This is a genomic window from Streptomyces sp. bgisy027 (genome assembly GCF_057710365.1).
In genome coordinates, this window is record NZ_JBYIVZ010000004.1 from 72688 (window position 1) to 91975 (window position 19288).

At 71.8% G+C, this 19288-nt stretch carries 19 protein-coding genes, 1 pseudogene and 1 riboswitch; of the genes and pseudogenes, 7 read left to right on the top strand and 13 right to left on the bottom strand.

Translation table 11 applies throughout. From position 1 onward, the window contains the following. Positions 1 to 122: 122 nt before the first annotated feature. From AC3ETA_RS05475 to AC3ETA_RS05505, 7 genes are read right to left on the bottom strand one after another with little or no spacing between them, the layout of a single operon-like run. Positions 123 to 578, bottom strand: coding sequence for a PH domain-containing protein (locus AC3ETA_RS05475; RefSeq protein ID WP_432191661.1), 456 nt, complete (start codon positions 576 to 578; stop codon positions 123 to 125). Between the two features lie 27 nt (positions 579 to 605). Then, positions 606 to 1457 (bottom strand): ATP phosphoribosyltransferase, encoded by an 852-nt coding sequence (gene hisG, locus AC3ETA_RS05480; protein WP_432191662.1) that lies wholly within the window; start codon positions 1455 to 1457, stop codon positions 606 to 608. A 49-nt stretch (positions 1458 to 1506) separates the two neighbouring features. Continuing rightward, positions 1507 to 1779, bottom strand: a complete 273-nt coding sequence (locus AC3ETA_RS05485; RefSeq protein ID WP_004990764.1) for a phosphoribosyl-ATP diphosphatase — start codon at positions 1777 to 1779, stop codon at positions 1507 to 1509. Between the two features lie 34 nt (positions 1780 to 1813). Then, complete coding sequence (gene ribH / locus AC3ETA_RS05490) at positions 1814 to 2299, bottom strand: 6,7-dimethyl-8-ribityllumazine synthase (RefSeq protein ID WP_003988915.1); 486 nt, start codon at positions 2297 to 2299, stop codon at positions 1814 to 1816. Positions 2300 to 2324: 25 nt separating this feature from the next. Then, positions 2325 to 3743: a bifunctional 3,4-dihydroxy-2-butanone-4-phosphate synthase/GTP cyclohydrolase II gene (locus AC3ETA_RS05495; RefSeq protein WP_432191663.1), complete on the bottom strand. Its 1419-nt coding sequence runs from the start codon at positions 3741 to 3743 to the stop codon at positions 2325 to 2327. Beyond that, positions 3740 to 4390 carry a nicotinamide mononucleotide transporter family protein gene (locus AC3ETA_RS05500; protein WP_432191664.1) on the bottom strand — a complete coding sequence of 217 codons (651 nt, stop codon included), beginning with the start codon at positions 4388 to 4390 and terminating at the stop codon, positions 3740 to 3742. The genes AC3ETA_RS05495 and AC3ETA_RS05500 overlap by 4 nt, the downstream gene beginning before the upstream one ends. Further along, the gene (locus AC3ETA_RS05505; RefSeq protein ID WP_432191665.1) at positions 4387 to 5004 is read right to left on the bottom strand and encodes a riboflavin synthase; all 618 of its coding nucleotides are present in this window, start codon (positions 5002 to 5004) and stop codon (positions 4387 to 4389) included. The genes AC3ETA_RS05500 and AC3ETA_RS05505 overlap by 4 nt, the downstream gene beginning before the upstream one ends. A 146-nt stretch (positions 5005 to 5150) precedes the next feature. Continuing rightward, a riboswitch (FMN riboswitch) is annotated at positions 5151 to 5281 on the bottom strand. 334 nt (positions 5282 to 5615) lie between these two features. Here AC3ETA_RS05505 and AC3ETA_RS05510 point away from each other — a divergent pair. Then, positions 5616 to 6503 (top strand): RNA polymerase sigma-70 factor, encoded by an 888-nt coding sequence (locus AC3ETA_RS05510; protein WP_432191666.1) that lies wholly within the window; start codon positions 5616 to 5618, stop codon positions 6501 to 6503. A gap of 112 nt (positions 6504 to 6615) precedes the next feature. Then, positions 6616 to 7371, top strand: coding sequence for an SDR family oxidoreductase (locus AC3ETA_RS05515; protein ID WP_432191667.1), 756 nt, complete (start codon positions 6616 to 6618; stop codon positions 7369 to 7371). 383 nt (positions 7372 to 7754) lie between these two features. Here the strand turns inward: AC3ETA_RS05515 and AC3ETA_RS05520 are convergent, their stop codons facing one another. Next, complete coding sequence (locus tag AC3ETA_RS05520; protein ID WP_432191668.1) at positions 7755 to 9014, bottom strand: ROK family transcriptional regulator; 1260 nt, start codon at positions 9012 to 9014, stop codon at positions 7755 to 7757. A gap of 138 nt (positions 9015 to 9152) precedes the next feature. On the opposite strand from AC3ETA_RS05520, the gene AC3ETA_RS05525 reads away from it, so the two are divergent. Next, positions 9153 to 10364: an MFS transporter gene (locus AC3ETA_RS05525; protein ID WP_432191669.1), complete on the top strand. Its 1212-nt coding sequence runs from the start codon at positions 9153 to 9155 to the stop codon at positions 10362 to 10364. On the opposite strand, the gene AC3ETA_RS05530 is transcribed toward AC3ETA_RS05525, so the two are convergent. Continuing rightward, the gene (locus tag AC3ETA_RS05530) at positions 10324 to 10782 is read right to left on the bottom strand and encodes an acyl-CoA thioesterase (protein ID WP_432191670.1); all 459 of its coding nucleotides are present in this window, start codon (positions 10780 to 10782) and stop codon (positions 10324 to 10326) included. The genes AC3ETA_RS05525 and AC3ETA_RS05530 overlap by 41 nt on opposite strands. A 144-nt stretch (positions 10783 to 10926) precedes the next feature. On the opposite strand from AC3ETA_RS05530, the gene AC3ETA_RS05535 reads away from it, so the two are divergent. Then, a complete protein-coding gene (locus AC3ETA_RS05535; protein ID WP_432191671.1) occupies positions 10927 to 11595 on the top strand; it encodes a solute carrier family 23 protein in 669 nt (222 codons plus the stop codon). On the opposite strand, the gene AC3ETA_RS05540 is transcribed toward AC3ETA_RS05535, so the two are convergent. Next, a complete protein-coding gene (locus AC3ETA_RS05540) occupies positions 11577 to 12710 on the bottom strand; it encodes a glycoside hydrolase family 6 protein (RefSeq protein ID WP_432191853.1) in 1134 nt (377 codons plus the stop codon). The genes AC3ETA_RS05535 and AC3ETA_RS05540 overlap by 19 nt on opposite strands. A 172-nt stretch (positions 12711 to 12882) precedes the next feature. Between AC3ETA_RS05540 and AC3ETA_RS05545 the strand changes: the two genes are divergently transcribed. After that, positions 12883 to 13569: a DUF5995 family protein gene (locus tag AC3ETA_RS05545; protein ID WP_432191672.1), complete on the top strand. Its 687-nt coding sequence runs from the start codon at positions 12883 to 12885 to the stop codon at positions 13567 to 13569. Positions 13570 to 13688: 119 nt separating this feature from the next. Beyond that, positions 13689 to 14618 (top strand): LLM class F420-dependent oxidoreductase, encoded by a 930-nt coding sequence (locus AC3ETA_RS05550; protein ID WP_432191673.1) that lies wholly within the window; start codon positions 13689 to 13691, stop codon positions 14616 to 14618. A gap of 18 nt (positions 14619 to 14636) precedes the next feature. Here the strand turns inward: AC3ETA_RS05550 and AC3ETA_RS05555 are convergent, their stop codons facing one another. Next, positions 14637 to 16355, bottom strand: a complete 1719-nt coding sequence (locus AC3ETA_RS05555; protein ID WP_432191674.1) for a flavin monoamine oxidase family protein — start codon at positions 16353 to 16355, stop codon at positions 14637 to 14639. 45 nt (positions 16356 to 16400) lie between these two features. Beyond that, positions 16401 to 17189, bottom strand: a complete 789-nt coding sequence (locus AC3ETA_RS05560; RefSeq protein ID WP_432191675.1) for a carbon-nitrogen hydrolase family protein — start codon at positions 17187 to 17189, stop codon at positions 16401 to 16403. A gap of 298 nt (positions 17190 to 17487) precedes the next feature. Between AC3ETA_RS05560 and AC3ETA_RS05565 the strand changes: the two are divergent. Then, positions 17488 to 18023: pseudogene (locus AC3ETA_RS05565) on the top strand (Repetin); the annotation flags it as partial. Here the strand turns inward: AC3ETA_RS05565 and AC3ETA_RS05570 are convergent. After that, positions 17995 to 19191 carry an MFS transporter gene (locus AC3ETA_RS05570; RefSeq protein ID WP_432191676.1) on the bottom strand — a complete coding sequence of 399 codons (1197 nt, stop codon included), beginning with the start codon at positions 19189 to 19191 and terminating at the stop codon, positions 17995 to 17997. The pseudogene AC3ETA_RS05565 and the gene AC3ETA_RS05570 sit on opposite strands and share 29 nt — an antisense overlap. Positions 19192 to 19288: the final 97 nt, after the last annotated feature.

The window sequence follows — 19288 nt, forward strand, 5'->3', positions numbered from 1 at the left end:
CTCGGGTAGCAGGGGGCCTCTGAAGACCGTCGGGCACATCAGCGGCGGAGGCGTCACGAAAACGCCTCCGCCAACAGATTAATCAAGACATCGCGATTTACGGCAGGGTGAACGCCGCCGAGTCAGCCCTCACGGTCCCCGGGCTCCTTGATGGCATGCGCCTCGGCGAGCGCCCGCAGGGCGCGCGCGTCGGCGATGGCGTGCTGCTTGGCGATGCCCGGCTGGATGCCGAGCGCGGGCAGGCTGGTTCCGTCGCTGAGGTTGAGGAACACCCAGGGGTCACCCGGACGGAGGTTCACCTGGAGGATCTCGGCCCAGTCCAGCCGGCGCCGGGTGGCGATGTTCACCACGGTGACACCGGACTCGTCGGCGACGACCTTCACACGCGCCAGCATCGCCAGCACGCCGAACATGAGCGCGCCGGTGAGGACGAAGCTGAGGCGCTCACCGGGGCCGAGCTTCTCCAGGAGCAGCGCGACGGCCGTGATGACGACGAAGATCGCGACGCCCGCGGTGAGCAGGACGGCCCGGGTGCGGCCCGGCCGGAACGTGACGGGAAGAGCAGGCAGTTCGGACATCTCTGTGTTCTCTACAGGCGGCGTTCTCTACAGGCGGCAGGCGTGGATGGCCGTGGTCAGGATGGCCCGGGCGCCGATGTCGTACAGGTCGTCCATGATGCGCTGGGCCTCCTTGGCCGGGACCATCGCACGGACGGCCACCCAGCCCTCGTTGTGCAGCGGGGACACGGTCGGCGACTCCAGGCCCGGGGTGAGGGCGACGGCCTTCTCCAGCTGCTCGACGCGGCAGTCGTAGTCCATCATCACGTAGGTCCGGGCGACCAGGACACCCTGGAGGCGGCGCAGGAACTGCTGGACCTTCGGTTCCTCGGCGTCCGCGCCGATGCGGCGGATGACGACGGCCTCGGACTTCATGATCGGCTCGCCGACGACCTGGAGGCCTGCGTTGCGCAGCGAGGTTCCGGTCTCCACGACGTCCGCGATGACCTGCGCGACACCGAGCTGGATCGCGGTCTCGACGGCGCCGTCGAGGTGGACGACGGAGGCGTCGATGCCGTGGTCGGCGAGGTGCTTGGCGACGATGCCCTCGTAGGAGGTGGCGACCGTCTTGCCCTTGAGGTCCGCCAGGTCGTCGCCGACGGTGCCGGGCTTGGTGGCGAAGCGGAAGGTGGAGCGCGCGAAGCCGAGCGGCAGGATCTCCTCGGCGTAGGCGTCGGAGTCGATCAGCAGGTCACGGCCGGTGATGCCGATGTCGAGCTGGCCGGATGCGACGTAGATGGCGATGTCGCGGGGGCGGAGGTAGAAGAACTCGACGTCGTTGCCGGGGTCGACGATCCGCAGTTCCTTGGACTCGCGCCGCTGCTGGTAGCCGGCCTCATGCAGCATCTCCGCCGCAGGGCCGGACAGGGAACCCTTGTTGGGGACGGCGATGCGCAGCATGAGGTCGGCTTCCTTCGTTCGCTCTTACGGTGTGCTGAATTGCTGGTGCTCAGAGGTGGGCGTACACGTCGTCCAGGGAGATGCCGCGGGCGACCATCATCACCTGGACGTGGTACAGCAGCTGCGAGATCTCCTCGGCGGCGGCTTCCTTGCCCTCGTACTCGGCGGCCATCCAGACCTCGGCGGCCTCCTCGACGACCTTCTTGCCGATGGCGTGGACGCCCTTGTCGACGAGTTCGGCGGTACGGGAGGTGGCGGGATCGCCGTGGGCGGCCTTGTGCTGGAGCTCGGTGAAGAGCTCCTCGAACGTCTTCTTGGACATGGTGACGCTCAGCCTATGCCACATACGCCTTTCGTCAGCGCCAGGGTTCGGATACTGAGCGCAGGGTCGCCGCCGTGGCCACGGCCGCGGTCACCGCCTCGTGCCCCTTGTCCTCGTTGGAGCCCTCGATGCCGGCCCGGTCCAGGGCCTGCTCCTCGGTGTCGCAGGTCAGCACGCCGAAGCCGACGGGGACGCCGGTCTCGACGGAGACCTGGGTGAGGCCCTGGGTCACGCCCTGGCACACGTACTCGAAGTGGGGGGTGCCGCCGCGGATGACGACCCCGAGGGCGACGATCGCGTCGTAGCCGCGGCCCGCGAGGACCTTGGCGACCACCGGGAGCTCCCAGCTGCCGGGGACCCGCAGGAGGGTCGGCTCGTCGATGCCCAGGTCGTGCAGGGCGCGCAGCGCGCCGTCCACCAGTCCGTCCATCACCTTCTCGTGCCACTGTGCCGCGATGACCGCGACCCGCAGGTCGCCCACATTGCGTACGGACAGCTCCGGTGCGCCCTTGCCGCTCACGTTCTTGAGTCTCCTCGGTGTGCTGTTACTGGTTGGTGCAGGTGGACAGGGGGGCCGCGGCCACGGGGACCGTGTCCAGCCAGGGCAGGTCGTGGCCCATCCGGTCCCGCTTGGTGCGCAGGTACGTCAGGTTGTGCTCGCCCGCCTGCACGGGCATCGGCTCGCGCTCGGTGACCTCGATGCCGTGGCCGCGCAGCGCGTCGGACTTGTCGGGGTTGTTGGTCAGCAGGCGCACGCTGTGCACGCCCAGGTCGGCCAGGATCCGCGCGCCGGCGCCGTAGTCGCGGGCGTCCGCGGGCAGACCGAGTTCGAGGTTGGCGTCGAGGGTGTCGCGGCCGCGCTCCTGGAGTTCGTAGGCGCGCAGCTTGGACATCAGACCGATTCCCCGGCCCTCGTGTCCGCGCAGGTAGACGACGACTCCGCGGCCCTCGTCCTGGATGCGTTCCAGCGCCGCCTGCAGCTGGGGGCCGCAGTCGCAGCGCAGGGAGTGGAAGACGTCGCCGGTCAGGCACTCGGAGTGGATGCGGACCACGACGTCCTCGCCGTCGCCGAGCTCGCCGTGGACGAGGGCGACGTGTTCGACGCCGTCGACGGTGGAGCGGTAGCCGTAGGCGGTGAAGGTGCCGTGGGCGGTGGGGAGATGGACCTCCGCCTCGCGGCGGACGGTGGACTCGGCCGGGAACGACTCGCGCTCGGCCGGCACCTGCTCCACCCGCTCCACCTGCTGCCGGGGCTCGGCGTCGCGCAGGTAGGTGATCAGGTCCTCGATGGAGATGATCGTCAGGCCGTGCTTGCGGGCGAACGGGATCAGCTCGGGCAGCCGCAGCATCTCGCCGTCCTCGCCGGCGATCTCGACGATGGCACCGGCCGGACGCAGGCCCGCGAGGCGGGCGAGGTCGACGGCGGCCTCGGTGTGGCCGTTGCGCACGAGGACGCCGCCGGGGCGGGCGCGCAGCGGGAAGACGTGGCCGGGGCGGACGAGGTCCGACGGCTGTGCCCTGCCGCTCGCCAGGAGCTGGAGCGTGGTCGAGCGGTCGGAGGCCGAGATGCCGGTGGTCACGCCGTGCGCGGCGGAGGCGTCCACGGAGACCGTGAACGCGGTCTTCATCGACTCGGTGTTGTCCTGGACCATCTGCGGGAGCTCCAGCCGGTCCAGCTCGTCCGGCTCCATGGGGGCGCAGATCAGGCCGCGGCACTCGCTCATCATGAAGGCGACGATCTCGGGGGTCGCGTGCTCGGCGGCGATGACGAGGTCGCCCTCGTTCTCCCGGTCCTCGTCGTCGACGACCACGACCGGGCGGCCGGCCGCGATGTCGGCGATGGCCCGCTCGACCGGGTCGAGGGTCAGGTCCTCGATGTCCTCGGTGCGGTACAGGGTCGATGGGATCGAGGGGTCGGCGCGAAGCGCCTCGTTCAGGGTGGCGGGTGACAGGCGGGCGGTCATGCCGGCGCTCCTTCCAGGACGGGCCGCGCGTCGTTGCGGGAGCGCAGCCACCAGTCGCGCATGCCCCACAGGACGAGTGCGCCGTAGATGACGTAGACGAAGCCGGAGAAGGCGTAGCCGTTGGCGAAGTTGAGGGGGACGCCGACCAGGTCGACGAGCAGCCAGGCGAACCAGAACTCGACCATGCCGCGTGCCTGGGCGTACATGGCGACGATGGTGCCGACGAAGATGTAGGCGTCGGGCCAGGGGTCCCAGGACAGGCTCGGGTACGCCTTGAAGAGCAGCGCCACGGCGACGGTGCCGGCGGCTGCCGCCGCGACCATGGCCGTGCGCTCGCGCCAGGTGGCGAACCGGACGCTGATGTGGCCGTCGCCACCGTCTTCGGGCCGCCCCTTGCTGCGCTGCCACTGCCACCAGCCGTACAGGGCGACGACCATGACGACCGCCTGCTTGCCGGCACTGCCGGTCAGATGGCCGAGGAACGCCCCGAACAGGATCAGGCCGGCGAGGAACTGCACGGGCCAGGTCCATATGGAGCGCCGCCAGCCGAGGGCGAGGGCGGTGAGGCCGAAGAGGTTGCCGATCATGTCCGACCAGAGGATGTGCTGGCCGAAGAGGGTGAAGGCCTCGGAGTTCAGCGCGTTCACTTCGCCGTCGCCCCTTCGGAGGAGGCCCTCTCGCCCAGCATCCGCTCGACGTACTTGGCGATGACGTCGACCTCGAGGTTGACCGGGTCGCCGGGCTGCTTGAGGCCGAGCGTGGTCAGCGCGAGGGTGGTGGGGATGAGACTCACGGTGAAGTAGTCGGGTCCGGCGTCGACGACGGTGAGGCTGATGCCGTCGACGGTGATGGAGCCCTTCTCGACCACGTAGCGGGAGAGGTCCGCGGGGAGCGAGATCTTCACGATCTCCCAGTTGTCGGAGGGCTTGCGCTCCAGCACCTCGGCGGTGCCGTCGACGTGGCCCTGCACGATGTGCCCGCCGAGACGGGCGCCCACGGCGGTGGGGCGCTCCAGGTTGACGCGGGAGCCGACGGCGAGGGCGCCCAGGCTGGAGCGGTTGAGGGTCTCGGCCATGACGTCGGCGGTGAATTCGTCGCCCTCGTGGTCGACGACCGTCAGGCACACGCCGTTGACCGCGATGGAGTCGCCGTGCTTCGCGCCGTCGGTGACGACGGGGCCGCGCAGTCGGAAGCGACAGGCGTCGTCGAGGGTCTCGACGGCGGTGATCTCGCCCAGCTCTTCGACGATTCCGGTGAACACTTCCCGGGTCCTCCTGCCTCATGGGGGCACGGACTCCGGGGCTGTCGATGACGACAGAATGTACGAGCAGGGACACCGGGGGCGACGCCGGACAGGGTTCGCCCCATGGACGAACCGGTACGGCGGCGCGCACGAATGCCCGCCCGCCGCGCACTGCCTCCCATCCGGACTTTAACCGTCGGTCCAGGAATTTCACCTGGTCAACCGGCCGCTGGAGGCGACCGGGTCGCGGACTGTAACCGCCGGTTCGGACTTTCACCGACCCCGGAGTGCGCTGCTTCTGGTACACGGCCAGTGTGCCACGCCTGATCGGTGTCCATACGGGCAAAGGGTGTGGGGTGGCTCACAGGCGTCTTCGCTGGACTTTCACAGCGCCCGGCCGGCACCTCAACTCCCCTGCGGGGAAATGCTCTTGAGATTGGTCCATACCTATTGACGCTATGGTCTAGTCCTCTTTACTGTGCGGGAACCTCCTCGTCCTCGGATCCCTCTTCCACTCGGACCCCTCTTCCGGTGGAGCCCCGCAGACGGCCCGGCGGCGGTGTCGACGGCCCTTGCCCGCCGCCGGGTCTCCCAACTGCCGCCCGCGGCGCCTCTGACAGGGTGAGGGCATGACGAGCGCGACCGCCGAAGAGTTCGAGTCACACCGCCCGCGCCTGTTCGGGCTGGCGTATCGCATGCTCGGCTCGGCGGAGGAGGCCGAGGACACCGTCCAGGACGCCTATCTGCGCTTCAGCGGCGCCGACCGGGACTCGATCGAGCATCCGCCGGCCTGGCTCGCGAAGGTCGTCACCAACCTCTGCCTCAACCGGCTGACCTCGGCAAGGGCCCGGCGCGAGCGGTACGTCGGCCCCTGGCTGCCGGAGCCGGTGGTCACCTCGGACGGCACGCTCGGACCGCTGGAGTCCGCCGAGCAGCGCGATGCCGTGTCGCTGGCGATGCTGGTGCTGCTGGAGCGGCTGACCCCGACCGAGCGGGCCGTGTACGTGCTGCGGGAGGCGTTCGCCTACGGCCATCGGGAGATCGCCGAGGCGCTGGATCTGACCGAGGCGAACTGCCGGCAGCTCTACCGGCGCGCGGTGCGGCGGGTCGGTGAGGACCGCTCGCGGTTCGAGTCGACTCCCCAGCGGCGGGAGGAACTGGTCAGCTCGTTCCTCACGGCGGCCCGCGACGGTGACCTGAGCGGGCTGGAGAAGCTGCTGGCGGCCGACGTCGTCTGGTCGAGCGACGGCGGCGGCAAGGTCTCGGCGGCGCGGCGGCCGATCGAGGGCCGGGAGAAGGTGGCCCGCTTCCTCGCGGGTGCGTCGCGGACGTTCCTGGCCGGTGCGGACTTCACGCTCGCCGAGGTCAACGGTTCGTCCGCGGTGGCTGTCTGGGCGGGCGAGACGCTGATGACTGTGGTGGGGTTCGAAGTGCGGGACGGGCTGATCGCACACGCACGGGCCGTGGTCAACCCGGACAAGCTCCAGTTCGCGGGCCGACAGCTCTCGCGGGCGTAGCGGCCCGCAGGGCTTGGTGCCCCGGCTGTCACATTTCGCATGGGCTACCCGGTCCCGGTCGGCGAGGGGCGCTTCGCCCGGGAGCGCCCGGCCTCCGAAGGGACTGAACGGCATGACCACGATCCTGGTGACCGGCGGCACCGGAACGCTCGGCCGGCTCGTCACCGAGCGGCTGCGCGGGGACGGGCACGAGGTGCGGGTGCTCAGTCGGCGCGCCCAGCCCTACGCCGTCGACCTGCGCAAGGGCGGTCCCGGCCTGGACACCGCGATGGCGGGCGTGGACACGGTCGTCCACTGCGCGAGCTCGCAGGGCGGCGGCGACCAGGAGGCGGCGGCTCGGCTGATCGAGGCCGCGAAGAGGGCCGGGGTACGGCATCTGGTCTACATCTCGATCGTCGGCGTGGACCTGGTGCCGCTCGGCTACTACAAGTCCAAGCTCGCCGTGGAGCGGATGGTCGAGGCATCGGGGCTGGGCTGGACCGTGCTGCGCGCGACCCAGTTCCACGACCTGGTGCTGCGGGTGCTCGCGGCCCTGGCCAAGGTGCCGGTGATGCTGGTCCCGGCCGGCGTGAAGGACCAGCCCGTCGAGGTCGCGGAGGTCGCGGACCGGCTGGCCGGGCTGGCCCTGGCGGCTCCCGCCGGGCGGGTCGCGGACCTGGGCGGACCCGAGGTGCGGACCTTCGACTCGCTGGCCCGCGCGTACCTCCGGGCCACGGGCCGCAGGCGGCTCGTCGTCAAGGTGCCGCTGTGGGGGAAGGCGTACCGGGGCATGCGCTCGGGCGGTCTCCTGGCACCGGAGCACGCGGTGGGCAAGGGGACGTTCGAGGAGTATCTGGGGCGGCGGGTCGGGGGTGGGCGGGGCGTCTGAGCGGCCCCCCGGGGACACGCCGGGACCGCCACCCGGCCCGCCTGGCCCAACGGCGCCGACCGGCCCGGATCCGTCAACTGCCGACTGGCCCGGCTCCCTCGACCACGCCGACCGGCCCGGCGCCCACCACCACGCCGACCTCCCCGGATCCCTCAACCACCGCCCGGCCCGGATCCCTCACCCACCGGCTGGCCCGACGCTCACCACCACCCCGACCGCCCCGGATCCCTCAACCGCTGACCACCCCCGATGCTTCAACCACTGGCCGGCCCGGACCCCCGACCACCCCGGCGCTCACCCCACCCCGACCACCCCGACGCTCACCACCACGCTGACCACCCCCGATGCCTCAACCACTGGCCGGCCCAGATCCCTCGGAACCGTCAGCGGTCCCGCGGTGCGAACAGTTCGTCCTGCGCGGCGTCGCGGGCGGTGAGCAGTGCGCCGCGCAGGACGGCGGCGCCGCCCAGGCCGCTGGGCCGTACGACGGTCGCGAGCGGCGACATCCGCCGGACCCGCTCCTGCACCCGCGCGGCGAGCACCCCTCCCCCGGCCTGCCCGACCTCCCCGCCGAGGACCACACAGCCGGGGTCGAGGATGGCGACGACGGATGCGGCACCGACGGCCAGCTGGTCGGCGAGGGTGTCGAGGAAGCGGTCGGCGGAGGCGGCGGCCCGCGCCTCGTGCTCCGGCCGACCGGCCGCGGCCACCGTGCCCACGCCCGCCTCCGAGTTCCCGGCCACCAGTGCGACGGCCTTCCCCACCACCCCCGCGGCCAGCGGCTCGGGCGCGGACGCGTCCTCGACCAGCAGGCCGAACGATCTCGCCAGTTCCACGATCGCCGCCGATCCCGCGAGCGAGTGGAACCCGCCCTCACAGTCCACCGCCGACGGCAGCCCGGTCGTCCCGGGCACCGGCAGGAAGCCGATCTCGCCGGTGCCGCCGGAGGCGCCGCGGCGCAGCGCGCCGTCGAGGACCACGGCCGCGCCGGTGCCGTGGCCGAGCCACAGCAGGACGAAGGTGTCCCGGTCGGCGGCGACTCCGTCGCGCTGTTCGGCGAGGGCGGCGAGGTTGGTCTCGTTCTCGACGATGACACGGGCCTCGGGCAGCCGTTCCTGGAGGGCGGCGACCAGACTGCGGTGCCATTCGGGCAGGCCGGTGGAGTCGCGCAGTTCGCCGCTCGCCGGGTCGATCAGGCCCGGGGCGCCTATCCCCACCGTATGGAGCCGGTCCGCCCCGGCCTCCTTCACGACCCGCTCCACCAGCGCCACCGCCTGCTCCACCGCGGGCCCGGTCCCGGTGTCGTCGCCGATCGGTGCCGACGCCTCGGCGAGCACGGTCCCGACCAGGTCGGACACGATCACCGAGACGCTTTCGGTACGGACGTCCAGGGCCGTGAGGTGGGCGCGGTCGGCGACGATGCCGTACAGCTTGGCGTTCGGGCCGCGGCGCTGCTCGCCGGCCTCGCCGACGACCGCTATCAGGCCGGCGCCGGTGAGGCGCTCGACGAGGTCGGCCACGGTCGGCCGGGACAGTCCGGTCAGCTGCTTGAGCTGTCCTGCCGTCAACGAGCCCTGCTGCTGGAGCAGTCGGAGGGCGAGCCGGTCGTTGATGGCCCGGGCGGTGCTCGGGGATGCGGGCATGCCGGGATCCTTCCAGATCGGCCGGGACGTGCGGGGCACGGCAGCGGGTGGGCCGCGAAAACACTCTATCTATCAGGCAGGGTTCCTGATAGTTTACGCCGGGCTCAGCACGAAACGAAGACCGGGAGGGGTCGCACAATGGGTGGGATGGTCTACGACCTGCGCGAAGTGAGGCGCGCCCGGTACGCCGTGGCCGCCGTCTTCGCCGTGCACGGCGCCGTCACCGGCTCGTTCGCGACGCGCGTGCCGTGGATCCAGGACCATGCCGGCGTCGGCGCCGGCCAGTTGGGCATCGCGCTCGCCTTCCCCGCGCTCGGCGCTTCCGTCGCGATGCCGCTGGCGGGGAGCATCTCGCACCGCTTCGGCGCCCGGAACGCCCTGCGCGGGCTGATCGCCCTGTGGACGCTGGCGCTCGTCCTGCCCTCGCTCGCCCCCAATTTGCTGACCCTGTGTCTGGCGCTTTTCGTCTACGGCGCCACGGCGGGCATGGCGGACGTGGCGATGAACGCGCTCGGCGTCGAGGTCGAGACCCGGCTCGGCCGGTCGATCATGTCGGGCCTGCACGGCATGTGGAGCGCGGGCGCCCTGATCGGCTCGGCGGCCGGCACGCTCGCGGCGCACCTCGGCTCCGACGCCCGGCTGCACCACGCGCTCGCGGCGGTGACGCTCACGCTTCTCGGCGTGGCGGCCTGCCAGTGGGTGCTCGACCTGCAGCCCGCCGAGGACGAGGAGCCGCCGCCCCGCTTCGCGCTGCCGCCCAAGTCGGCGTTGCTCATCGGCGCGGTCGGGTTCTGCGCGGTGTTCGCGGAGGGCGCGAGCCTGGACTGGTCGGCGGTCTATCTGCGGGACCAACTGGACACCTCGGCGGGGCTCGCGGCGGCCTGCACGACCGGCTTCACGCTCACCATGGCGATCGCCCGCCTCGTCGGCGACAAGGTGGTGGACCGCTACGGCTCCGTGCGCACGGTCCGGTTCAGCGGCGTCCTCGCCACGCTCGGCGGACTGCTCATCGTCGTGTCGGACCAGCCGGTCCTGGCGATGGCCGGGTTCGCGCTGCTGGGGCTCGGCATCGCGGTGGTCGTGCCGCTGTGCTTCGCGGCGGCGGGCCGCAGCGGCCCCAACCCCTCGCTGGCCATCGCCGGCGTCGCGACGATCACCTACACCTCGGGGCTCATCGCCCCGAGCGCGATCGGCGGTATCGCCCAGGCCACCAGTCTGATGGTGTCGTTCTGCCTGGTCACGGTGCTGTCCTTCGGGCTCGTGGTGTTCGCGCGCGTCCTGCGCGCGGGTGACCGTGAGCGCCCGAAGGTCAGCCGGCCGGACGCAGCAGTTCCCGACCCGCGGCCCTGAATCCCTCGCTCCACGGCGCCGGGCGCAGCGTTCCGGCGTCCAGCCGGACCAGGACCCGGGTGCCGTGGGCATAGGTCACCGAGCCGTCGGCCGAGCAGAACCGGAAGCCGTACGTCAGCCCGGTGTTGCCGAGCCGCTCCAGCCAGAGGTGGACGGCGTAGACGCCGGGCTTGGTGACCGGTGCCTCGTAGCCGATGCGCAGTTCCCTGACCGCGTTGCAGGCGTCGCCGGCCGCCACCCAGTCGCCCTCGAAGCGGAAGCCGTGCTCCCGCCACAGCTCGGTCCAGGCCCGCTCGACCATCAGCGGGTAGCGGGCGTTGTGCAGCAGCCCGAGCGCGTCCAGGTCGTCGAAGTGGACGGTGACGGGGATGAGCCGGCCGTAGGAGAGGGCGGGCGCTGTCGGGGCTTCGGCGGTCACGTGCGGGACTCCCGGTACGTACGAGTTGACGCCCACCATCCTAAGCGGACGCTCAGCATCCCTGATGGGCCCGGGTCGGGGGCCGCCTCCGGTGTCCCTGACAATGGTCCGGGCCCACCCGCACGACGCAAGCGAAACCGCACCATGGATCTCGGCGTCCGCTGGAAACTGCACGGCGACGGACACACCCCGGAGCCCGGAGCGGTCGTCCGGCCCGACGAACGGCTGTCCTGGCCCCGCACGGTCGGGCTCGGTGCCCGGCACGTGGTGGCGATGTTCGGCGCGTCGTTCGTGCCGCCGGTCCTGATGGGGCTCGATCCCAACTTGGCGATCATGATGTCGGGCGTCGCGACGGTGATCTTCCTGCTGGCCACGCGCGGCCGGGTGCCCAGCCACCTCGGCTGCTCGCTCTCCTTCGTCGGCGTCGCGGCGGTCATCCGGGCCGACGGCGGCTCCGGCGCGGTCGTGACCGGCGCGGTCCTGGTCGTCGGCGCGGTGCTGTACGGCATGATCGGTCTGCTCGGCGCGCAGATCTGGATCAACGCCGAGGTGGACCTGCGCAATCCGCTGAACCTGGTGCCGGCCGCCGCGGGCGTCATCATCGGCGTCGGCAACGTCACCATGGAGTTCACCGACACCTTCGAGCTGAGCGGCATCGCGCTGGGCACGCTGGTGGTCATCACCGGCTACCACACGCTGCGCGCGTTCGCCCCGGCCCACCTCAAGACGCAGGAGCCGCTCCTGGACGAGGGGACGTCGTCCTACGACGAGGAGAGCGGCACCGGCGAGGGCACTCAGCGCGCCAGCTCGTAGGCGTACGACGCGGTGAACGTGCCCGGCCTGCCCTTGCACCCGTCCGACTCCCCCGGGAGCTTCACCCAAAGGTAGGCGTCGATCCGGGACTCGCCCGTCGCGAGGGTCGGCGCCCGGCCCAGCTTGCGCCCCGACGGGTCGCACCACTCGCCGTCCGCCGGGGCGCCGGCGCCGTTGCGGCTGGTGTCGATGACGGCGCCGAGGCTCGCGGGACCGCCCAGGGCGTCCAGGACCTGCCGGTCGTAGGCGATCTCGGCGGACGTGGTGCGGAAATTGGAGACGTTGCTGAAGACGCCGTCGGAGGACGCGGTCGAGGCGGCGCCGGCCTGCCGCAGCCAGTCCGCCTGCCTGGCGGGCGCGTTCCAGCCGGAGTGCCCGGCGTCGTAGTAGACGCGGGCCCTGGGGTTGGCGGCCTTCATGACGCGGCCCGCGCGGGCCAGGGAGGCGAAGCGGTCGGCGCGGGCGCCCTCGGAGAGGCAGTCGGCCTGGGCGACGGAGTCGGGCTCCAGGACGACGATGACGTCGCCGGAGCCGAGCCCGGCGGCGAACCGGTCGATCCAGGCGTCGTAGGCGTCCAGGCCGGGCGCCCCGCCCTCGGAGTACCCGCCGCAGTCGCGGTCCGGTATCGCGTACGGCACGACCACCGGGACACGACCGAGCGCCGACCCGCCCGAAGTGACCGCGCGGACCCGGGCGGTGATGGTGTCGGGCGTGTAGTCGGCGAACCACACCGCGGCCGGCTGGGCGGCGATCCGGGACTCGATCACGGCGTGGCGCGGGTCGGCGGGGTTGTCGCGGACCCACTCCAGGACCTGGGAGTCCGGGTGGCGGTACAGGCGGGCGGAGACCACGGCCGTGCTCTGCTTGTTCTCGGTCCGCGCGGGCGAGGGGGCCGGGGTGGACCTCTCTCGCGTCCTGGTGGGCGAGGCGGATGTCGGCGGCGGTGACTTCGTGGCCGGCGGGGAGGCCGACGGCAGGAGCGGCAGGGAGTCCAGACTCGGCGAGCGCGTCACCCGGGGCGGCCCGGCCTCGTCGGAGCCCCCGCGGTCGTCGAGGGCGGAGACCATTCCGGTGACCGCGCCCACAGCGACCACGACCGAGGCCGCCACCGCCATGACGCCCCGCCGGGCGGCCCTGCGGCGCTCGGCCCGGCGTGCGGCCAGTCGCCGGGCGCGTGAGCCTGGCACGGTCCTGCTCCCCCTCCCCCACAGCGAGCGCGTCCCCCGTTCTGGGGAAGCGCCGGGCCCGCCGACACTGCGGCCACCCTAAAGCTGGGACATTGCACCCATGGCGCAATGCGAACAATCCACCACAGCCGTGGACGCGGTCATCTCCCGTATGCGCTCCCTTGCAGCGATGCTCCCCGAACGCGACGGTGTCGCCGTCTTCAACCGCGTCTACCTCGCCGTCACGCAGGAGGTCGACCGGCACATCGACGGCGGCCGGTTCCCGGACGCGCGGGCGGCGATCACGCTGGACGTGCGGTTCGCGGAGCGGTATCTCGCGGCGGTGGAGTCGGCCGAGGACGGGCGGCGTCCGCCCGCGTGCTGGCGGCCCCTGTTCCAGATGCGGCGGCATCCGGGCGTACGGCCGTTGCAGTTCGCGCTCGCGGGCATCAATGCGCACATCGGCCACGATCTGGCGCTCGCGGTGGTGGACGCCTGTCGTAGCCTCGGCTGCGAACCCGTCGAGCTGGAGGACGAGTTCGACCGCGTGGGTGACCTCCTCGTCTCGCTGGAGGAGCGCATCCGCGAAGATCTGATGCCGGGTCCCGATCTGCTCCAGATCGCCGACCCGATCACTCATCTGCTCGGCTCCTGGAGCCTGGAGCGCGCGCGGGACGCCACCTGGTCGTCGGCCCGGGCGCTGTGGGCGCTGCGCGGGTGCCCGGGGCTCGCCGAGGAGTTCGCCGAGCGGCTCGACGCGGCGGTGGGGTTCGCGGGACGCATGCTGCTCACGCCACTGGCGGACTGATCTCGGCCACACCGCGCGGTACACCTGACCCACGCGGGTACCCGAGTTAAGTTGACGATTGAACCGTCAGTGACGGACCCGAACCGATCTGTGACGGACCGACGCAAAGGAGCGTACGGATGGCCCTTCGGCTGGGGCTCAGCCTCCCTCAAGCACAGCAGTACGACATCGGCCGTGACGTACCGGACGTCGCGCGCACCGCCGAGCGGATCGGCTTCGAGAGCTTCTGGGTCTACGAGCGGGCCCTGTTCCCCGAGCCCCAGACCCAGGGCCTGTACGGCATCGAGGGGCTCGCGTGGCCCGACATGTACCGCGGCGTCCCGGACCCGCTGGTCACGCTGACCCTGGCGGTGTCGGCGACCGAGCGGGCCCGGCTCGGCACCAGCATCCTGGTGGCACCGCTGCACAACCCGTTCCAGCTGGCCAAGGCGCTCGCCACGCTGGACGCGGCGAGCGGCGGCCGGGTCGTGGCGGGCTTCGGCACCGGCTGGTCGCTCGACGAGTACGCGGCGGCGGGCGTGGCGCCGTTCGAGGAGCGCGGCAGGGTCCTCGACGAGATGATCGAGGTGTGCCGGGCCGTATGGGGACCGGACCCCGTGTCCTACGACGGCCCGCACTCCAAGGTCGCCTCGGCCGTGGTGGCGCCCAAGCCCGCCCGGCCGATCCCGATCCTGGTGCCCACCAACAGCAGGAAGGCGATGACCCGGCTCGTCGACCGCCTCGACGGCTGGATGCCGATCGCCATGGGCGCCGAGCAACTCGCCTCGCAGTGGCAGCAGTTGCAGGACCTCGCGGCCGAGCGCGGACGCACGGAGCCGATCCAGGCCGTGGTCCGGATCAACGCCCGGTACAGCGCGAAGGCCTACGACGGCGCGGACCGCGCCGCGTTCCAGGGCAGCGTCGACCAGATCGTGGCGGACCTGGCCGCGCACGCCGTGGACGGGCTCGACGAGTTCTTCTTCGAGCTCCAGGGCCTCGCGCGCGACGCCCAGGAGCTCAAGGACGTCGCCGCCGAGGTGTACGAGGCGGTGCGGGCCGCCGGACTGTGACGGCCCCGCCCGCCGGGGTCAGTCCTCGGGCAGCTCGACCGGGGCGATCTCGTCGAAGACGTCGCCCGGACCCGGGTTGACCGCGTCCGTCGACCCGCCGAGGTGGTGCATGACGCCCCAGACCGCGTTCAGCGCGGTCTGGACGGCACCCTCGGCCCAGCCGGCCGTCCAGGAGATGTCGTCACCGGCGAGGAAGATGCCCCGCTTGTCCTCGGGCAGCCGGTCCTGCATGAAGTGCGTGAACAGGCGGCGCTGGTAGCGGTAGTGGCCGGGCAGGTTGGCCTTGAACGCGCCCATGAAGTAGGGCTCGTTCTCCCAGGAGACCGTCACCGGGTTGCCGATGATGTGCTTCCTGATGTCGACCTTCGGGTAGATCTCGCCGAGCGACTTCAGCATGACCTCCATCCGCTCGTTCGCGGACAGCGGCAGCCACTTCAGGCTGTCGTCGCACCAGGTGTACGACAGGCAGATGACGGCCGGCTTGTCCGGGCCGTCGTCCAGGAGGTAGGTGCCGCGGGTCATCCGGTCGGTCAGCGTCATCGACATGACGTCCCGGCCGGTCGGATTTCCCCTGTCGTCGACGGCCTTGTCCAGCCAGAACGGCCGGTCGACCGGCACGAAGAGCTTGCTCGACTCCATGTAGTGGGTGCGCTCGATCGCCGTCCAGTGGTCGATCGGGAAGAGCGAGTCGTCGCAGGCGATCTTCGACAGCAGCATCCACGACTGGGCGGTGAAGATCGCCGCCGGGTAGGTGCGGATGTCGCCGTCGGCGTCGGTCACGGTGATCCGGTTGCCGGCGGCGCGGTGCAGCCGGGTCACGGCCGGGCGGGGCGCGCCGTTCTCGTGCAGCGACGCCAGCGAGGTGCCGTGGGCCCAGTGGACGATCTTCTCCGGCTCACGCTCCCACAGGCGCACCGGCAGCTGCTGGGAGCCGCCGACGATGCCGCGGTGGTGGTCGTCGGCCTCGGTGTAGACGACGCGCAGGATCTCCAGGATGGAGTTCGGGAAGTCGGTGTCCCAGCCGCCGGTGCCGAAGCCGACCTGGCCGAAGATCTCGCGGTGCCGGAAGGACTTGAAGGCCTCGGAGTCGCAGAGGAAACCGTAGAAGGTCTGGTTGTCGAGCTTCTCGACGAGCTTCGCCCAGATCTCGCGGATGCGCGGCACGTCCCGCTCGCGCATGGCCCGGTTCATGTCGGAGAAGTCGGCGCCCTCTTCGAGGCACTTGTTCCAGGCCTCGGCGACGTCGCGGTAGACCTGCGGCAGGTCGTCGATCGTCTCGGCGTAGTGCGACTCGCCCTTGAGGTCGACGACGGTGGAGGGCGTCGCCTCGGCGAGAGGGTTGGGGAACGGGCTGGTCTTCAGGCCGACCAGGTCGATGTAGTGCTGGAGCGCCGTGGAGGACGGCGGGAAGCGCATCGCGCCCATCTCGGCCGTCAGGCCCTCGGTGCTGGGGCCGTCGAAGCCGACGGTGCGCAGCCGGCCGCCGATCTCGTCGGCCTCGTACACGACGGGCCTGAGGCCCATCTTCATCAGCTCGTAGGCGGCGACGATGCCGGACAGGCCGCCGCCGATGACCGCGATCTCGGTGCCGTGCCCGGTCGCCGGTATCTGGCCGAGCCCCGCCGGGTGGGCGAGGAAGTCGTCGTAGGCGTAAGGGAAGTCCGGGCCGAACATGGTGATCGGCGGCTGCTGCTGCTCGTCGGTGTGCTCGACGGCGTTGGGCACCATGGACGTCATGGGGTACGGACTCCTTGCGACTGCGTCAGGGGAAGCGGGGGGATTTCAGACGAGCGACCCGTAGAGGCCGGGGCGGCGGTCCTTCAGATACGGGTTCGCCTCGCGGGAGGCGGCGACGAAGGCGGGGTCGACGTCGGCGAGGACGAGTTCCTCGGCGTGGCCCGCCCGGGTGCGGGCGACTCCGTCGGGGCCGGCGAGCGTGGAGAGGCCGACGAACTCGAACTCCCCTTCCTGGCCGACCCGGTTGACGTAGGCGACGTACATCTGGTTCTCGAAGGCCCGCACCGGGATCATCGACTCGGCGACGAACTGGAACGGGTGCATCTGCGCCGTCGGGACGAGCAGCAGGTCGGTGCCGGCGAGGGCGTGGGCCCGGACGTTCTCCGGGAACTCGACGTCGTAGCAGATCAGGATGCCGACCCGGACGCCGTGCAGTTCGGCCTGGACGATCTGCTGCTCGCCCGACGTGAAGTGGTCGCGCTCGAAGCAGCCGAAGAGGTGGGTCTTGCGGTAGTTCGCCAGTCGGGTGCCGTCGGCGGAGATCAGCTGGGCGGAGTTGAAGACGACGTCGCCCTCGCGCTCCGGGTAGCCGTAGACGACGGCCAGGCCGTGCCGGCCGGCGATCTCGGCGACCGCGTCCGCGCAGTCGCCGTCGGCGGGCTCGGCGAGACGGGCGATGTCGTCGCCGATCGCGTACCCGGTGAGGAACATCTCCGGCGCGACCAGCAACCCGGCGCCCGCGGCGGCGGCACGGTCCGCGGCGTCGTCGAGGACCTTGAGGTTCTCGACGGTCGAGCCGGGGCGGCCGGAGCTCTGGAGCAGGGCGGTGCGCATGCGTGTCCTCACCGGGGCGAAAGGGTGATTGTGGGGGCCATGTAGAAGGTACGGGCGGCTGACCAGGCCGGACAAGAAGGAGCCGTTGCGCGCCGGTGAGCGGTTTGTTGCGTGCGCCCGGGGGCCGGCGGAGATTCGTTGCGCGACCTCGGGCGCAGTTCCGCTCGTCCCCGGGGCGCTGGGCTCGCCAGGGTCCCCGCCGAGCGGCGGGGACGGGGTCCCGTCCCCGGCGCTATGTGCCGCGGGCGCGGCGCCGGGAGAGCGGGAACCGACCGCTTGACCTGGGGAAAGGGCCGCGATGAACCGCCGTACGAAGATCGTCGTGCTCGGCTCGCGCTGCTGCTCGGCGCCACGGCCGCCTCCGTCGCCACCGCGTCGGACGCATCGCCACGGCAGCGGGAGGCCGCCGCACTCACCGGCACCGCCAAGCTGCACCGCTCCGCCGGGGACGACATCACGTTCTCCTTCGACGCTCATCCTGCGGCGAAGGACAGCGCCGACCCGATGAAGGCGACCGGCACCTTCGAGTTCAGCCATTACCTGGACGGCGCGGGCACCCGGGCGAAGGCGAAGGTCGACTGCCTGGTGACCGGCGGCAAGGTGGCCGTCGTCTCCGGTGTGATCACCGACTCCGACCTGCCGGGCGCCGAGGGCAGGCGGGTCGGCATCACCGTCCATGACGTCGGCCGCCGTGACCGGCTCGGCTACAGCTGGGCCGCCACGGGCAGCCCCGTCGAGACGAAGGAACTGCCCAGGTGTGCGGGCTCCGCCCCCTTCGAGAAGGTCGGGAAGGGGACGGGCGACTTCACGGCCGTGCCGTGGCGGCCCGGCTTCTGGCGAGGGCCGACGCTGTCACCAGGTAGGGCACCGCGAGCACCGCGAAGACGGTGCTGTGTGCCGCGTCCGTTCCCAGCAGCGCGTACACGCCGAAGATGACGACCGTGGCGAGCTCGGTGCCCAGGCTCGCCACGGAGGTGAGGGTGGCCCGGCGGGTCTCGTCGATGCGGTGCTGGAGCCGGACGTCGGCGAGCACCTCGGCCAGCTGGAACCCGGCGAAGGCGAGGCTCACCAGCGCGATCCCGGCCAGGGAGCGGGCCGCGGCGCCGGCGGCCAGGGCCAGCGCACTGCCCGCGAGCAGCACGGCGAGCCCGGTCGCGCCGAGACGTTCGGCCGGTCCGGTCAGCAGGCTGCCGAGGGTGACGCCACCCCAGATCAGCATGATCAGGTAGGGCACGGTCGCCTCGGCGACGCCGATGTCGCGGACCAGCAGCGGGGTGTACTCGTCGAGCGCGCCCCACACCGCGGCGACGGCCGGGACCAGCAGCAGGGCGCCGCGCACCGTGCGGTCACCGCGGACCTCGGCGAGTCCGGTCCGCAGAGTCCTCGCCCAGCCGTCCTCGCCTCTCCCGGGCCGCACCCGGTGCTCGGGGAAGCGGGTCGCGACTGCGGCGGTCAGCACACAGGCGACGAAGCTGGCGGCACCGACCGCCGCATGGCCTCCGTGGGCGAGGACGGGCCCGGCGAGGCCGATGGAGGACACGGTGCCCAGCAGCCGCGCGGCCCGCGACCGGCCCATGACACCGGCGTACCGGTCGGCCGCGCCCAGCCGGTCCAGTTCGTCGTAGACCAGCGCCTCCAGGGCGCCGGAGCCGAGCGCCCCGCCGGCACCCCACAGGACGAACCCGGCCGCGAAGGCCCAGTACGACGGGACCGCCACCCACAGCGCGAAGCCGGCGGCGGTCAGCAGCGGGCCGATCCACAGCAGCCGGCGCCGCGACACGGCGTCGGCCCAGGCACCGGAGGGCACTTCGAGGAGCACACCGGTGATCGACCACAGGGCGAACAGGGAGGAGATCTGCCAGAGCGACATGCCGGTGTCGGCGAACAGCAGCGCGTACACCGGGTAGAACAGGACGAAGTCGTCGAGGAACGAGTAGCCGTACAGCGTGGTCGTAAGCCGCCGGACACCGGTGGCGGGCACACGCGCAGGTGAGAGTGTCATGAGGCCTTCCCGCAGGGACGTTTCGGACACCGGGGGTACGGCGTCCGAGGCGGCCCTCGGGAGGCACGGCTGGTGGATCAATGTCGCCGGGTCATGG

What these genes read in the sequence shown, in the direction of transcription:
- AC3ETA_RS05485 (WP_004990764.1), bottom strand. Translation starts at nt 1,779, where the DNA reads ATGTCCAAGAAGACGTTCGAGGAGCTCTTCACCGAGCTCCAGCACAAG.
- AC3ETA_RS05495 (WP_432191663.1), bottom strand. Translation starts at nt 3,743, where the DNA reads ATGACCGCCCGCCTGTCACCCGCCACCCTGAACGAGGCGCTTCGCGCC.
- AC3ETA_RS05520 (WP_432191668.1), bottom strand. Translation starts at nt 9,014, where the DNA reads ATGCCCGCATCCCCGAGCACCGCCCGGGCCATCAACGACCGGCTCGCC.
- AC3ETA_RS05570 (WP_432191676.1), bottom strand. Translation starts at nt 19,191, where the DNA reads ATGACACTCTCACCTGCGCGTGTGCCCGCCACCGGTGTCCGGCGGCTT.
- AC3ETA_RS05515 (WP_432191667.1), top strand. Translation starts at nt 6,616, where the DNA reads ATGACCACGATCCTGGTGACCGGCGGCACCGGAACGCTCGGCCGGCTC.
- AC3ETA_RS05525 (WP_432191669.1), top strand. Translation starts at nt 9,153, where the DNA reads ATGGGTGGGATGGTCTACGACCTGCGCGAAGTGAGGCGCGCCCGGTAC.
- AC3ETA_RS05555 (WP_432191674.1), bottom strand. Translation starts at nt 16,355, where the DNA reads ATGACGTCCATGGTGCCCAACGCCGTCGAGCACACCGACGAGCAGCAG.
- AC3ETA_RS05475 (WP_432191661.1), bottom strand. Translation starts at nt 578, where the DNA reads ATGTCCGAACTGCCTGCTCTTCCCGTCACGTTCCGGCCGGGCCGCACC.
- hisG (WP_432191662.1), bottom strand. Translation starts at nt 1,457, where the DNA reads ATGCTGCGCATCGCCGTCCCCAACAAGGGTTCCCTGTCCGGCCCTGCG.
- AC3ETA_RS05540 (WP_432191853.1), bottom strand. Translation starts at nt 12,710, where the DNA reads ATGGCGGTGGCGGCCTCGGTCGTGGTCGCTGTGGGCGCGGTCACCGGA.
- AC3ETA_RS05545 (WP_432191672.1), top strand. Translation starts at nt 12,883, where the DNA reads ATGGCGCAATGCGAACAATCCACCACAGCCGTGGACGCGGTCATCTCC.
- AC3ETA_RS05510 (WP_432191666.1), top strand. Translation starts at nt 5,616, where the DNA reads ATGACGAGCGCGACCGCCGAAGAGTTCGAGTCACACCGCCCGCGCCTG.
- AC3ETA_RS05550 (WP_432191673.1), top strand. Translation starts at nt 13,689, where the DNA reads ATGGCCCTTCGGCTGGGGCTCAGCCTCCCTCAAGCACAGCAGTACGAC.
- AC3ETA_RS05560 (WP_432191675.1), bottom strand. Translation starts at nt 17,189, where the DNA reads ATGCGCACCGCCCTGCTCCAGAGCTCCGGCCGCCCCGGCTCGACCGTC.
- AC3ETA_RS05535 (WP_432191671.1), top strand. Translation starts at nt 10,927, where the DNA reads ATGGATCTCGGCGTCCGCTGGAAACTGCACGGCGACGGACACACCCCG.